We start from the raw sequence: 14,758 nt of genomic DNA on the forward strand, positions 1-14,758 counted from the left end.
GTATGTTAGTTTTTTTCACTCCATTTTTTATTGACAGCCCTCTCCCTGTATTTCATATTGACCATCAGCTGTCTTACGATAGGTCGCATTGCGCGTAGCACAGATATTCAACAAGACCTCTTCGATCGTTTCGCTTCCGGTAAATTTCCCGCTGACGGGACAATTTTCTAGAGCTGGATTGATAAAATGTAGTTCCACTCCATACCGTTTTTCCAAATTTTTAGCGATATCACCAAAAGCCAGAGCGTCAAAAGACATATCCTGTCTTTTCCAGCTTAATGCCGATGCGGAATTTACTTTCTCAACCTTACCCTTCAACTGTGATTCTTTGAGATCGATTTTCTGATCCGCCACAAGCTCGGCAAATACTTGCTTTTCATTTTCTACCCTTACTTTTCCTCGTTCGACAAGGACTTCGATCTGCTTACTGTCAGCCGGGTATTTTATTGTAAATGCCGTACCCAGGACAGTTGTTTTAATCTCCCCTGTATGAATAATAAAAGGTTGATTATTCCGATGTTTAATATCAAAATATGCTTCACCTTCCAAGCTAACCTCACGTGTTGCATCATCGAAGGTATTGGGATAGGAAAGTTTACTCCCTGCCCGCAAAACAACACGTGAACTATCTGGCAATAGGATAAATCGATTCGCCGATCCTTCCGATTTGGAAAAGGCCACCTGCTGTTCATTCGAAGTAGATTTATTCCACATCAAAATGGAAAAAGAAAACAATAATAGCGTCGCCGCTACAGCCGCATAGGGCCAGTAAACACGCTTACGCACAGGTGTATTATCCATTTGCGCCCAAATATTGGCTTTCATTCGTTCACCGACCTGCTGCTCTGTTTCTCCTGGCGCTAGTTCCCAAATGTTTTCCTCTTCCTGCTGCTGACGATACCACAGTAGTAAACGCTCTTTTTCTTCTACAGAAATTGTTCCCTGAAGGTATTTATCGATTAGTTGCTGTAAATTACTATTGTCCATGAAATCGTCCGTTATATGATAGTACCACATGACTATGGGTACCCCTATATTCAAATTGCTTTTTTTTAAATAAAAAATAAAAAGATAAAGCCAACCTTGCGCAATTGCATACGCAACACTTTCAGGGCACGCGTAATATTTGCTTCCACAGCCTTTTCCGAAATTTGGAGTTCGGCGGCTATTTCACGGTTGGAAAAATGTTCTTCGCGACTCAGCTGAAAGACCAGCTTACAACGATCAGGTAGTGTTTCAACAACTTCATGAAGATATTCTTGTAAAAAGCGTGCATCAATTGTATTCTGATCCTGCTGGAACATAGGTTGAACGACAGCAGTGTTCAGGATTTGCTCATGTCGCCTGGCACGTTGCAGTGCTTTAAAAGAAGCAAATTTTACAGCTGTCGCTAAATATTGGGACAGCAAGTTTATTTGCACATCCTCACGTCTATTCCATAGTGAAACAAATACCTCTTGTACAATTTCCTCTGCTGTTTGTTTGTCTTTCGTTAGGTTATAGGCAATGCCTAACAATCTTTTCCAGTAAAAATCATAAATATCCGCAAAAACATGTCTATCACCTTGTTGCAAAGAGACTAGCCAATGCTTTTCTAAATCTGCTACCTCCATATCCGCAGTATTTTTAAAGTTAGGTCATTGTGAAACTGGTCAAATATACAAATTGCCTTATTATAATCTACCAAATCAATAGATTTTATTTTCAGCGATTTTGTATCTCTTCATCTATTCTTACCTAAACATACGATAACTTTCAAGAAAAAAGAATTAAGGACTAAATTTCAAGAAATATTTCAGATAAAAAAGTCTTTTGCCATAAAAATTACAATTAAAAGCACAAATTAATAAAATTATCATCCATTACAGGTTTTTCACAATGCTTATTCCGCTCCTATTAAAAACCATTAGATGAGCCATACAGCACATAAATTTGAGCTGTCAACAAAAACAAATCTGCCTCAGCAGCCATACCTTTGTTGCCATACAACAAGCAGATGACAACAAGAAACAGCAGGAAGAAATGGCTTATATTTTTGAAAATAACAATCCTAGGACTGACAGTTCTCATCACTTTTATCGGACTATATATGATGCATCCACAATTCGGCAAAAGACCCTCGGGTGAAAGACTTCAACGCATACAGTTATCCAAGCAATATCGGGACGGTAAATTTCAGAATAGCAGCCCTACACCCCAGCTTACACAACCCTGGACCGTGGCCCTATACGATTACTTTTTTAAGCGATCGAACGAAACAAGTCCCAAACATACTATACGAACAGTGGATATCGACTGGGAAAAGTTGTTAGGTCAACCTCATGGGCTTGTTTGGTTTGGTCACTCCTCTTATTTCCTTCGTATCGATGGTAAGAACATACTCGTCGACCCTGTCCTTAGTGGCAGTGCTTCCCCTATTCCGGGAAGTGTAAAAGCGTTTAAAGGAGCCGATGTCTCTACCGTATCTGCCCTACCGCCGATTGACTATCTATTTATATCACATGACCATTACGATCACATGGACTACAAGACGCTTAAAGCGCTGCAACCCCGGGTTGGAAAAGTCATTGTTGGTCTTGGTGTTGGCTCCCATCTTGAATATTGGGGATATCGTCCTGAACAGATCATCGAAAAAGATTGGTGGGATGAATTTAACTTGGGTGATGGTTTCAGTGTAACAGTTGCGCCCGCCAGACATTTTTCAGGCCGCAGCATATTTTCTGCCAATACCCTATGGGCCTCCTACGTCCTCCAGACCCCTTCAATGAAACTCTATTTAGGCGGGGATAGCGGTTATGACAGCCACTTCAAAGAAATAGGTAATCGATTGGGTCCTTTTGACTTGGCTATATTAGAAAATGGCCAATACGACCTCAGTTGGAAACACATACACATGATGCCGGAGGAGGTTGTCCAAGCGGCACATGATCTCAAAGCGTCCTTACTTTTCCCCGTCCATTCGTCCAAGTTTGTATTGGCCAATCATGCCTGGAATGAACCTCTAGAACGTATTTCCAAGGAAGCAATACGACAACAACAGCCTTTGCTTACCCCCATGATCGGTCAGGTCATCGACCTCGATCAGCCCCCTTTAACACCTAGTTATTGGTGGCGGAAATAATTTTAAGCAACGGAATTGATGGTCGCTGGTGTTATCCCAAACTTCTCCTTGAAAGAGGCATAAAAATGAGAAAGGTTTTCAAAGCCCAGATCAAGATAAAAATCAGAGGGCTTTTGACGCTTATTTTCAATTAGATAATAGGCCTCAGAAAGACGTCTTTCTTGCAGCCATTTTCGGGGAGACGTCTGGAATATTTTCTCAAAATCACGTTTAAAGCTTGCTAAACTCCGCCCTGTTAGCTTCGCAAAATTTTCCAAAGGCACATTGTACCGATAGTTTTTAACCATAAATTGCTCGAGATCAATTTTATGCGGCTCTGAAAAATCAAAAAGCAGGTCTTTTAATTGTGGATAGCTTTCCAACAACAAGGTGATCAACTCGTAGATCTTGATATTTTCCATCTGTGGGCTCACACGGTCGATGGCTTCCGCATAGGGTGTCAATGACTCAAAATAACTTCTTATAAACAGGTTACTTTCCAGTACAACATTAGACTCACCCTGATACTTTTTGTCCGAACTGAGGTGATGGTCCATTGCGTATTGCTTCAGCCGATCAGCCCCCAGTAATACTGAAACAGATTTGTAAACATTATTTTCTGCGGGGTATTTAAAAGCTTTGGCCAATTGGTTTCTACGGGCAACTACAATCTGCCCTTCTGTCGCCACCAATTTTCCTTTCTGATGATCCAGGTGTGTTTCACCAGATAGCTGAAAAAAAACGACATGTTCGGAAATAAACTGTTCATGCCCAAATGCTTTCTCGACATAACAGGAATACAAAAAGGCATTCCCAAAATCTCTCTCTTCCATGCTCAATACGATTTATTTTAAATGGCTGTGCGACTATGGGTACCAATAGCTAAGATCAGTCCCAGTCTAAAGGTAGCAAATATCTCATACCTTTTACAAAGTCTAGTTGTCCAAAAGCTCAAAATATATTTGCCGCACAGCTCAAATCAAATCGCAAAGAATGCTATACAGAAATCCACCAATTATAATAAAGCCTGCTGTTCAATCAAGACACTTTTCGTCCATTAAAAATTTGTATTTCATTACGGAGCCATTCGGACTGATTACTATTTCTTTGCAGCAAGCCGCTTACGTATAATACTGACAAATTCGGGTGAAACCCCTAGGTAGGATGCAATATAGTATTGCGGTACCCTTTGGGAAATGGTCGGATATAGTTCAATAAATTCAAGATAGCGATCGGCAGCAGGTTTAGCCATTGTATGGATCAGCCTATTTTGCAGAACAGCAAGCCGGCGTTGCACTAACATACGAAAAACTCGCTCAAACTTTGGAACAGTCTCTAATAATCTCTCCTTCGTATCTGGTGTTAACATCAAGAACTCACTGTCTTCTAATGTTTCCATGTATAAACTAGATGGTGTATGGTAATGAAATGAAGCAATATCGCTAATCCACCAATCTTCGATAGCAAACGCCAGCGTTACTTCAAAACCATTTTCATCCAGGTAATAAATCCTGACACAACCTTTTTGAAGATATCCTTCAAACTGGCATACTTCCCCTTCCTCCAATAGCATCGTTTTTTTAGGAATCTTCTTTGTTGTCAATAAACCAGTAAACTGTTTGGTTTCTTCAATTGTCAAAGTAATGCACTTGGACACATTTTTAAGAATATTTTCGTATAACATTGTATTTCTTTAATAGATCAGGTCGTTAATTACCTTCATTTTCGTGTAAAATATAACCCGCTCCATAGATACTTTCGATATGAAGTTTGCGATCCATCTGCAGCAATTTACGAAGTCGGGAGATAAAAACCTCTAGGCTTTTACCATTAAAAAAATCCGTATTACCCCAAAACTTCAGCAATAGATCTTTCTTATTGACCAATAGATTTTTATGGAGAATCAGATGTCGTAGCAATTCAGCTTCACGGACCGTGAGCTTTTGTATACCGCCCACTCCATCGCGCAGGCTATAGCGTTCCATGTTGAGTGCCAGACAACCGATAGCGAGCTCGATTTCCGAATTGGGGTGCACCTCGGGTGCATTTGCCACAGTCAATAAATTGCGGATCTTAAGCAATATTTCGTCCATGTCAAAAGGTTTAGCAATGTAATCAACAGCACCTAGACTAAGCCCTCTAAGCCGCGATGCACGTTCATGAAGTGCTGTCAAAAAGAAAATAGGTTGTCCAGGATTCAATTGTATCATTTGTTGCGCCAGGTCAAAACCGTTGCCATCGGGCAACTGCACATCAATAATAAGTAATTGGACAGCATAGGACTGAAAAGCAGACCAACCTCCTTGTGCTGTACTTTCCCAAAGTACAGTATAGCCCTTATACTGCAAATAACGCGAAAAAACTTCCCCCAAATCGGGTTCGTCTTCGATCAAAAGAATGTCAAACTTGTCTTTTACCATTGCGTGCCGCATTGCCCATGTAAATATAAAAAATCGTACCGGAACCAGACTTATCTTCCGCTATATGGATTGTCCAACCCAGCCTGTCCAAATAAGATTTGACATAATAAAGTCCCAGTCCCAGTCCAGGCTTGTTGCCGGACAGTTTCCCTCTATAAAATGCTGTAAAGATCGCTCCTTGATCCGCAGCGGCGATCCCAATCCCATTATCCACTATTTTGAGGTTACAATGAGGACCTCTCTGCTCCCAGCTTAACTGAATCGTCTTCTTACTATTATCGTTAAATTTTATCGCATTAGATACCAGATTATCCAAAATTGAATAATAATAGTCTTCATCAAGGTTTATCTCTGCATCTTCGGCTAAAGGTTCATATTGAATTTCAATTTCTCCTCGGTAGCGCAAATGAAGCTCACTCAGTATTTGCTGTGTCAACCGATCAATAGAAACGGATACAATTTTAGCCTGTTGTTCTTGTAACGCAACTGCTCCCATGACCTGTTCAAAATAAGCTTTGAGTCGTTTGGCTTGCCTTTCCACAATGCGGCCGAGTTGTACCACCTCTACGTCTTCCTTACCCGCTTCACTGTCGACCAGACTATGTGCACTGATCAAAATCGTCGTCAGTGGCGTATTAAATTCATGCCGCATATGATTTAGAAAACTTGTTTTCAGGTCTACCAATTTACGTTGGTTGATCCAATTGCTGTAGGTTCGATAACTTAAGAGCACAATCACGACGATACATGCTAAAGAGAGTAAAAACACAGGTGCCATATCTTGGACGATACGCCAGTTCCTATTTTCATAATCCACATACAGGCTATAGGTAAAACGATAAGGAATCGGGTTCTTATCACTGACAGATAGTTCAAAAACCCTATTATTATGAGTTACGCTCTTGAGTGTACCACTGATTAAACCTGCACGATCATCAGCGGCTAACGCAAAGAAAGTCGTCCAGGTACCGTCTCTTTCATTATATACTTCCAATTTATCAAAATGGAACAGGTAAACAAGTGTCGTATCGAGCCCTTGTTGATGTACAATCCGACGAAAGATACTGTCCAATGACTGCCGACTCCGCATCTCATCAAGAAAGCCATTCATACAATGCTTACCGTACTGGTCTGCATCTGCGGACTTCGTGATTTTTTTTTCATACCATATCGGCAAACAGGGCACTAACGTTGTCTGAAAGATGGCATCCCCACCGGGGAATATCTTATCATCCATAATAACAGCGCCATAAGCATTCTGAATCTGATTGAGCTGTCCGATCTGATAATTCTTATCTTCAAGCTTATAGGTGTTGAAAATTAGAAAACCGATCAAAACGGTCAAGATCAAGAAGCTCGTTCCAAATGCCCAAGGATATAAATTTTTACCGGTACGCTGCATGGTTTAAAAATAGCATCAATTTTTCGAACCAAGACTTCTATTAGGCTTTTATTAGGCTTTCGTTAGGTTTCCATTAGGCTTAAATAACACAACGATGGCCTACCTTTGCAGGATAACAACTTCGTAAATTATGTCCAAAATTTCACAGTCCCTACTTTACTGCCTATCTTTTCTTTTCCTGGGCAACACGCTATTTGCACAATCTGGTTTATCAAAGAAGGTACTCGAGCAGAGCCAGCTCGACTTTGTCAATCTTGGATTCGGTATGTTTATCCATTATGGCATGCCGACGTTTATGGAACAAGATTGGTCAGATCCCAATGCCGCACTTGAACTGTTCAAATCGCCAAAGCTCAATGCAGATCAATGGGCTAAAGCGGCCAAATCGGCCAACATGACCTATGGTTGCCTAACCACCAAACATCACAGTGGCTTTCCGATCTGGAATACCAAAACAACAGATTATAATGTGATGAATACGCCTTTACATCGTGATGTTGTTAAAGAATTTACGGATGCTTTCCGCAAAAATGGTTTGCGTGTTATGCTGTATTATTCCATTTTGGATATGCATCAAGGCATACGTCCACATACCATTACCAAAGCCCACATCCAATTAATCAAAGATCAGTTGACAGAATTGCTAACGCAATATGGTGAAATCGACGCCTTGGTTATTGACGGATGGGATGCCCCTTGGTCGCGTATTTCGTACGATGATGTTCCTTTCGACGACATCTATTATCTTGTCAAATCACTTCAACCGAAATGTTTGTTGATGGATCTCAATTCAGCAAAATACCCAGGTGATGCGTTGTTTTACACCGATATTAAATCCTATGAACAAGGTGCGGGTCAATTTATTTCTAAGGAGCATAACAAATTGCCGGCAATGGCCTGTCTTCCCTTACAGCAAAATTGGTTCTGGAAAACATCGTTTCCGAACACCCCAGTTAAAAACGTCAATGAATTGGTCGAGAAATTTGTCATTCCGTACAACAACGCGTATTGCAACTTTATGCTCAATGTAGCCCCAAATAGTGATGGTCTGATGGATCAAAATGCGCTTGATGCATTGAAGACAATTGGTACATTATACAAAAATAAACCCAACTACAGTTCATTACCAAGTTATCAGGCACCTATAGTCGACCACAATATGGCCAAACAAGTACCTTCATACAGTAGCTGGAGCGATGACATGAATATTATGGATTTCGCCAATGACGATAACTTTGGCAGTGCCTGGGTTTCCAATCCGGCAGTTAAAGGTGAAGTATGGTATGAATTGGATTTTGAACGTAGTAAGGCTTTCAATAGTGTTGTTATTACCGAAGGAAAAGACAATCCTTCACAGTATAACTTATCCTATCTGAAAGATGGAAAATGGTATCCTATCGCGGTTACAGCGGTACAACAGGGCCGTATCAAGATCTTCCGATTTAATGAAGTGTTGGGACAAAAATTACGTTTTAGCCTCAAACCCGAAAAAGGTCATGCGGTCGTGAACGAGATTGGCGTTTACCAAGAAAGGCGCTAACACAACACAAAGAATCAAAAATATATTTGCTATTCTTCTCCTATAAAAGTCTATATCCGTCGACTTTTATAGGGGAAAACTGGTATTCATGATCGCTATAGTTTTTTTTAAATCATCGGAACAGCGTTCATTTCAAGGGAATTCGAATCCAGGTTCCCATGACGCCTGTAGCCCCAAGTGATCAGTATAATCCGGTAAGCTAATTTCTAATATCTCAACTAAGTTATTAGTGCATAAACTTACTTAAGATGATTTTATTCCAAATAGATATATGATTTGGGATTAAACAAAAGACCCCATGCAATATGAGGGGATTCCACAATATCCATTGTTTAGTGCACTTTTTCTTTCCCTGTTTTTCTTAAACTAGTTCAATGAACAGCAAAATTAACATCCCTAAATTTGGATATACAACAAATGCGTTGGGCATCTCTAAGGGACAACAGCATTGTCAAAGCGATGAATTGCTCATTGATTTATCGGATTACTTTAGCAAGAAAAACCAATTAACGATATATCGTCAATTTTAAAAACCAACAAAATACCGTAGAAAACTAAATATCAAAACAATAAGAAAAAAGGTAAAAGATTTGAATATCAACGATTATCAAACAACATTAAAATACATATTTATGAAACCATCACTAGAACTATTGTCGCCAAGCAACCATGCACTGGTATTGATCGACTTCGAAGGCCAAATGGCATTTGCCACAAAAAGTATTACTATGGAAGAACTCCGCAATAATGTCGCCGTAATCTGCGGTGCTTCCAAGATTTTCAATGTGCCGACCATCGTAACTACTGTCGCGGAAGAAAGCTTTTCAGGACCTGTTTTTCCAGAAATTGAGACATATTATCCGCAATCCAGTACAGATTATATCGACCGGACCAGTATGAACACCTGGGAAGATCAGGCTGCTTACCAAGCAATTACAGGCACAGGCAAGAAAAAATTGGTACTAGCCGGCCTATGGACAGGTGTATGTATCGTTGGACCAGCCTTATCTGCACTCGCGGAAGGGTATGAAGTTTATGTTATTGCCGATGCTTGTGGTGATGTAAGTCAAGAGGCGCATGAGCGTGCTATGCAACGAATGATTCATACAGGTGCAAAACCCATCACTGCTGTACAATACCTTTTGGAATTACAACGCGACTGGGCCCGTCAGGAAACCTATGTAGCTGTCACAGATCTCATGAAAAAACATGGTGGCAGCTATGGCTTAGGGATTCATTATGCTCACAATATGCTAAAACACGGTTAATTTAATTGTAAAAAATATTCATTCAAAATCGTACCTCGTGCAACAGCAACAGTCCATATTCAACTATCTCCGTCAAGCGGCTGTCGTATTGTCGATACTCTGCCTATTCCCGCATTTTTCTAAGGGTCAAACCTACAAATTAATGCGTTTTGAGGAAGACTATAGCGCCCTCGCAGACAGTACACGTCATGGTTATCAAAAGCTCAAATATAGCCCTTTATCCGGTGACGGCAAATTATGGCTTTCGATGGGTGGCGAGGCACGGTTGGAATATGTCGATTTTAACAATGAGGACTGGGGACGCGTACAGCTTGGGCATAACAGCTTTCTATTGCAACGCTATAGCCTTCATGCCGATTTACATCTCGGGACGCGCCTCCGTCTTTTCACCCAGCTCCGCTCAGCCCTGCAGCATGGCCGCAAAAATGGTTCACGCCAGATCGATGAAGACCAATTGAATGTACAGAACCTATTTATAGATGGAACGCTGTTCAAACAAAATAATAAATCAGTATTGATTCGCCTTGGCAGGCAGGAGCTTGACTATGGCTCCGGCCGCTTAATCTCCGTAGGTGAAGGCCCAAATGCCAGAAGATATTTCACTGGAGCAAAGCTAGCTTATAACAGCAGCAAAGTGAATATTGAAGCATTTGCCATGATGGCAGATACCGTTAGACCGGGCATATTTGACAACAAACCTTCCAAACAAGTAAACCTGTGGGGAGCTTACGGTAAATTTATTATTCCTCAACAGGCCAATCTCGACCTATATTACATCGGTATCTATCGCGACCATTCGGTTTTCGAGGAGGGGATATCACAGGAAACCCGCCATACCCTAGGAGCCCGGATCTGGAAATATGGCGGTGGATTTATTTATAATCTTGAAGGGGCTTATCAATTTGGATCTTTTGGCCAGGGTAAGATATCAGCATGGACTGCTTCCGTCGATATCGGCTACCTCTTTGAAAATACGGTACTCAAGCCATCCATCAATCTACGTAACGACTATATTTCAGGGGACAAAAAGGCTGGAGATGGCAATCTGCAGACCTTCAATCCCATTTACCCCAAAGGTGGGTATTTCGGTTTTAGTCCACAGATCGGTCCCGTCAACTTGATTGACATTCACCCTTATGCCACGCTAGACCTTCTTTCCAATCTCAAGATGCAGGTTGACGTGGTTTTCAACTGGCGACATACTTTACAAGACGGTTTATACAGGCCAAGCGGATCTTTCAACCTACCTGGATCTGCTTCGCGTAAACGCTATATCGGCACGGCCTATCTAGCCAATTTCGCCTACACAGCCAGTAAGCAACTGTCGCTGGTAACAGGTATCCAATATTTCAAGACCGGCGCCTTCATTGAAGACATCATTAGCATACCAAAGAATGGAATTTTCTTCAATAGCAGAATCGCCTTTAAATTCTAAAAACATGAAAACAACAAAGAGACTCTTTCTAAAGAAAACATGTCAATGGACACTAGTCGCCTTGCTTGGCACACTTGCAGCTACTCCGATACAATCCTATGCGCAAGTAACGGCGTCAGCTCCTATTAAAACTACAGCAATAGGCACAAGTACCATCTGGGGCAATGTCGATGGACTGGCTATTGAAGGCCTCGTTCAAGGTCCTTCGGCAGCTGCAAGTGATCTGCAGGTGGCCTGTGTATTTGAATATACCGAGGGCGATATCTTTATCTCCCCTCCGGCATTGCCTGCCGCATTGAACGGTCTTGTACATTTAGATGAAGCTTTACATGGTACGTTAACTGAAATACGTAAGACAGGAAAATTTAAGGGCCATGCACTCGAAACCATCCTCTTAACCCCAAGCCAAAAGAGCACACTCGCAAGTAAAAAACTATTGTTGATTGGGCTTGGCAAACGGGAGGACTTCCATGCTGAACTGATGAAGGATGTAGCCCATGTTGCCATGCGCGAAGCGCTTCGATTAGGTGTCAAGGATTTTAGTTTTGCGAGTGATCTCAAAGATGCAGGTGTGGATTCGCCGACTGCCTTAGTTGCCGAAAATGTTGTTCTCGGATGTATAGATGCCTTCAGAACCCAAAAATGGTTGGGCGAAAAAAATATGGATCAACAACCGGTATTAAACAAGATCACGTTATTAGCCGGACCGGCATTCTTTGAAACGGCTGGTGAAGGTATCAAAAAAGCCATTTTCTCCTTACAAAACTAAAAAATAGCCCCATGAAAGCAGACCTTATTCTATATAATGGGAAGATAACCCATTTCGGCTACAACCAGGAAGCTGTTACAGCTGTAGCGATCCAAGATGGTAAATTTGTTGCCATCGGTTCAGACAGCGATGTCCTTAAGCTTGCCGGCACACAGACAAAATTGATTGACCTAGGCGGTAGACGTGTTGTACCGGGCATTAACGATTCGCATATCCACCTGATCCGTGGCGGACTCAGTTATAATCTTGAATTGCGCTGGGATGGTGTTCCATCATTGGCTGATGCACTGCGTATGCTTAAAGAGCAAGTCGACCGTACACCACATCCGCAGTGGGTTCGTGTCGTTGGTGGCTGGTCCGAATTTCAATTTGCAGAACGTCGCATGCCAACTTTAGCTGAGATCAATGCCCTAGCACCTGATACACCCGTTTTTATCCTTCATCTCTACGACCGCGCACTGCTAAATGCTGCTGCATTGCGTGCCGTAGGTTATACCAAAGACACACCTGCCCCTCCAGGAGGAACCATTGAACACGATAGCCATGGTAATCCCACAGGATTGCTGATTGCATCGCCCAATGCCATGATCTTATATTCAACCTTAGCAAAAGGCCCAACTTTACCTTACGAAGAACAGATCAATTCGACTCGCCATTTCATGAAGGAGTTGAATCGCTTTGGGATTACCAGCGTCATCGATGCCGGTGGAGGCTTTCAGAACTACCCCGACGACTACAAAGTCATCAGTGACTTACATCGTGAAGACCAGCTTACAGTACGTATCGCCTACAACCTCTTTACACAAAAGCCCAAGCACGAATACGAAGATTTCCAGCAATGGATAGACAGCGTTCCTCTCCACCAAGGCGACGACATGTACCGCCACAACGGCGCTGGTGAAATGCTTGTTTTTTCGGCAGCAGATTTTGAGGATTTTCTCCAACCAAGGCCCGATCTCGGTGAAAATATGGAAGCCGAACTCGAAAAAGTTGTTCGTTTACTCGTGAGTAATCGATGGCCATTCAGATTACATGCCACATACAACGAAAGTATCAGCCGCTTTTTGGACGTATTCGAGAAAGTCAATCGCGACATTCCGTTTGATGGACTGGCCTGGATTTTCGACCATGCCGAAACGATAGACGAACGTAATATCGAACGCACCAAAGCGCTTGGTGGTGGTATTGCCATCCAAAGCCGTATGGCCTATCAAGGTGAATATTTTGCAGATCGATATGGCTCTACTGCGGCTGAACAAACACCTCCTGTCAAAAAAATGCTGGCCATGGAAGTTCCTGTAGGAGGTGGATCCGATGCAACCCGCGTGAGCAGCTACAATCCCTGGGTGTCCATGTACTGGCTTACCGCAGGAAAAACTGTGGGTGGACTCCAAATATACCAAGATAGCAAGCTTGACCGCATGACTGCGCTACAGCTCTATACCAAAGGCAGTGCCTGGTTTTCACAAGAACAACAAAAAAAGGGAGATATTGCTTTGGGAATGCTAGCTGATTTAACGGTACTTAACAATGACTATTTTACGGTAGAAGATGAAGCGATTAAGGAGATCGAATCCGAACTTACTGTCGTAGCGGGCAAAATTGTCTATGCGGAAGGTGATTTCAGTTCCTTCTCTCCCCCACCGATCCCCATTCTACCCGATTGGTCACCTACAAAAAGCTATAGTGGTTATTATAGTGTTTCGAAAACAGCTCAAAAAAGCAGTGCAACTGCATCAACAGCTCAAAACAGCATTGTAAATTCCATCCATCTTTGTAGCGGCAGCTGTCAGGTACATGCACACGATCACAATCAAGCCCGAATGAGTAACATCGCGATAAACAATTACACCGCATTCTGGGGAGCCCTAGGCTGTTCATGTTTTGCATTTTAAGACACTGAAAAGATGGAAATACTTCAAAAACTTTTTTACACAGATCTGGGAAATACAGTCAACAATGGAGCTATATTGATCTTTCGTATCTTGTTAGCATGGGAGTTGCTCACCGTTCACGGCCTCAAAAAAATACAAAAAGGCCCACAGGCTAAACCTGAACATATCCCGAATCCTTTGCAGCTGCCAGAAAAACTCAACGCCGCTGTGGCCCAGTTTGCTGACACCATTGTACCTTTTTTTATTGCGCTTGGCTTATTTGGAAGGTTAGCGCTATTACCGACAATAGGAGTTACCGCAGTTGGCTATTTCGTCGTCCATCGCTACGATTCACGCGAAGTACGCGATGTTCCATTTATGTACACGCTGTGCCTTTTGCTCCTCTTGCTCACTGGCCCTGGAGCTTATTCAATGGATCATTACATTTATCAACTACTCACAAAATAAACATATGAAACCTCATATCGGAATACACGACAATCACCTAGCTGAATCGGCACAGATTCTTTCTAAACTGTTAGCCGATGAATACCTGCTTTATACGAAAACAAGAAATGCACATTGGAACATTGAGGGAGCCGATTTTTATAACAAACATCTCTTTTTTGAAGCGCAGTATAACGAACTCGATGAGCTGATTGACAGTCTTGCTGAACGCATCCGCAACCTAGGGCATTATGCACCTGCCAGCCTAAATCAGTTTCTAGCGCTGACACAGTTAACCGAACATAAAAGGTCAGGCAATGATAGTGCTGGTTATATCAAAGAATTATTAATGGACCACGAAAGCATTATTGTTTCATTGCGCGAAAACATCGACCACTTTGCCATAACACTGAAGGACATTGGAACAAGCGACTATGCAACTGGACTTCTGGAAACTCACGAAAAAATGGCTTGGATGTTACGTGCGCATTTATCATAAAACC

At 42.0% G+C, this 14,758-nt stretch carries 15 protein-coding genes; 9 read left to right on the top strand and 6 right to left on the bottom strand.

All coding sequences use genetic code 11. The features are described 5' to 3' along the window. Window positions 1–27 precede the first annotated feature (27 nt). Window positions 28–987: a FecR family protein gene (locus AAW12_RS14085; protein ID WP_197084041.1), complete on the bottom strand. Its 960-nt coding sequence runs from the start codon at window positions 985–987 to the stop codon at window positions 28–30. A gap of 65 nt (window positions 988–1,052) precedes the next feature. After that, window positions 1,053–1,613: an RNA polymerase sigma-70 factor gene (locus tag AAW12_RS14090; protein ID WP_046674272.1), complete on the bottom strand. Its 561-nt coding sequence runs from the start codon at window positions 1,611–1,613 to the stop codon at window positions 1,053–1,055. Window positions 1,614–1,996: 383 nt separating this feature from the next. Here AAW12_RS14090 and AAW12_RS14095 point away from each other — a divergent pair, with 383 nt between their 5' ends. Further along, window positions 1,997–3,121, top strand: coding sequence for an MBL fold metallo-hydrolase (locus tag AAW12_RS14095; protein WP_046674273.1), 1,125 nt, complete (start codon window positions 1,997–1,999; stop codon window positions 3,119–3,121). 2 nt (window positions 3,122–3,123) lie between these two features. Here the strand turns inward: AAW12_RS14095 and AAW12_RS14100 are convergent, their stop codons facing one another. The 4 genes from AAW12_RS14100 to AAW12_RS14115 form a co-directional block, all read right to left on the bottom strand. Further along, window positions 3,124–3,933 carry a helix-turn-helix domain-containing protein gene (locus AAW12_RS14100; RefSeq protein WP_046674274.1) on the bottom strand — a complete coding sequence of 270 codons (810 nt, stop codon included), beginning with the start codon at window positions 3,931–3,933 and terminating at the stop codon, window positions 3,124–3,126. 266 nt (window positions 3,934–4,199) lie between these two features. Continuing rightward, on the bottom strand, window positions 4,200–4,784 hold the full coding sequence (locus AAW12_RS14105) for a Crp/Fnr family transcriptional regulator (protein ID WP_046674275.1): 585 nt from the start codon (window positions 4,782–4,784) through the stop codon (window positions 4,200–4,202). A 25-nt stretch (window positions 4,785–4,809) separates the two neighbouring features. After that, the gene (locus AAW12_RS14110) at window positions 4,810–5,520 is read right to left on the bottom strand and encodes a response regulator transcription factor (protein ID WP_046674276.1); all 711 of its coding nucleotides are present in this window, start codon (window positions 5,518–5,520) and stop codon (window positions 4,810–4,812) included. Continuing rightward, window positions 5,501–6,922, bottom strand: coding sequence for a sensor histidine kinase (locus AAW12_RS14115; protein WP_046674277.1), 1,422 nt, complete (start codon window positions 6,920–6,922; stop codon window positions 5,501–5,503). The genes AAW12_RS14110 and AAW12_RS14115 overlap by 20 nt, the downstream gene beginning before the upstream one ends. Window positions 6,923–7,052: 130 nt before the next feature. Here AAW12_RS14115 and AAW12_RS14120 point away from each other — a divergent pair, with 130 nt between their 5' ends. The 8 genes from AAW12_RS14120 to AAW12_RS14150 all read left to right on the top strand — a co-directional run bounded on the left by AAW12_RS14120 (window position 7,053) and on the right by AAW12_RS14150 (window position 14,754). Further along, on the top strand, window positions 7,053–8,462 hold the full coding sequence (locus AAW12_RS14120; protein WP_084823185.1) for an alpha-L-fucosidase: 1,410 nt from the start codon (window positions 7,053–7,055) through the stop codon (window positions 8,460–8,462). A gap of 374 nt (window positions 8,463–8,836) precedes the next feature. After that, a complete protein-coding gene (locus AAW12_RS26275; RefSeq protein ID WP_156167652.1) occupies window positions 8,837–8,992 on the top strand; it encodes a hypothetical protein in 156 nt (51 codons plus the stop codon). Between the two features lie 102 nt (window positions 8,993–9,094). Next, complete coding sequence (locus tag AAW12_RS14125) at window positions 9,095–9,730, top strand: hydrolase (RefSeq protein ID WP_046674278.1); 636 nt, start codon at window positions 9,095–9,097, stop codon at window positions 9,728–9,730. A 37-nt stretch (window positions 9,731–9,767) separates the two neighbouring features. Continuing rightward, entirely contained in the window at window positions 9,768–11,165 is a 1,398-nt protein-coding gene (locus AAW12_RS14130; RefSeq protein ID WP_053003697.1) for an alginate export family protein, read from the top strand. A gap of 4 nt (window positions 11,166–11,169) precedes the next feature. Next, the gene (locus AAW12_RS14135; protein ID WP_053003729.1) at window positions 11,170–11,934 is read left to right on the top strand and encodes a M17 family peptidase N-terminal domain-containing protein; all 765 of its coding nucleotides are present in this window, start codon (window positions 11,170–11,172) and stop codon (window positions 11,932–11,934) included. Window positions 11,935–11,945: 11 nt separating this feature from the next. Beyond that, window positions 11,946–13,829 (top strand): amidohydrolase, encoded by a 1,884-nt coding sequence (locus AAW12_RS14140; RefSeq protein WP_046674279.1) that lies wholly within the window; start codon window positions 11,946–11,948, stop codon window positions 13,827–13,829. Between the two features lie 12 nt (window positions 13,830–13,841). Next, entirely contained in the window at window positions 13,842–14,276 is a 435-nt protein-coding gene (locus AAW12_RS14145; RefSeq protein WP_046674280.1) for a DoxX family protein, read from the top strand. A 4-nt stretch (window positions 14,277–14,280) separates the two neighbouring features. Beyond that, window positions 14,281–14,754 (top strand): Dps family protein, encoded by a 474-nt coding sequence (locus tag AAW12_RS14150; protein WP_046674281.1) that lies wholly within the window; start codon window positions 14,281–14,283, stop codon window positions 14,752–14,754. Window positions 14,755–14,758 lie beyond the last annotated feature (4 nt).

The sequence above is a fragment of the Sphingobacterium sp. Ag1 genome, assembly GCF_000988325.1.
Lineage (GTDB): Bacteria > Bacteroidota > Bacteroidia > Sphingobacteriales > Sphingobacteriaceae > Sphingobacterium.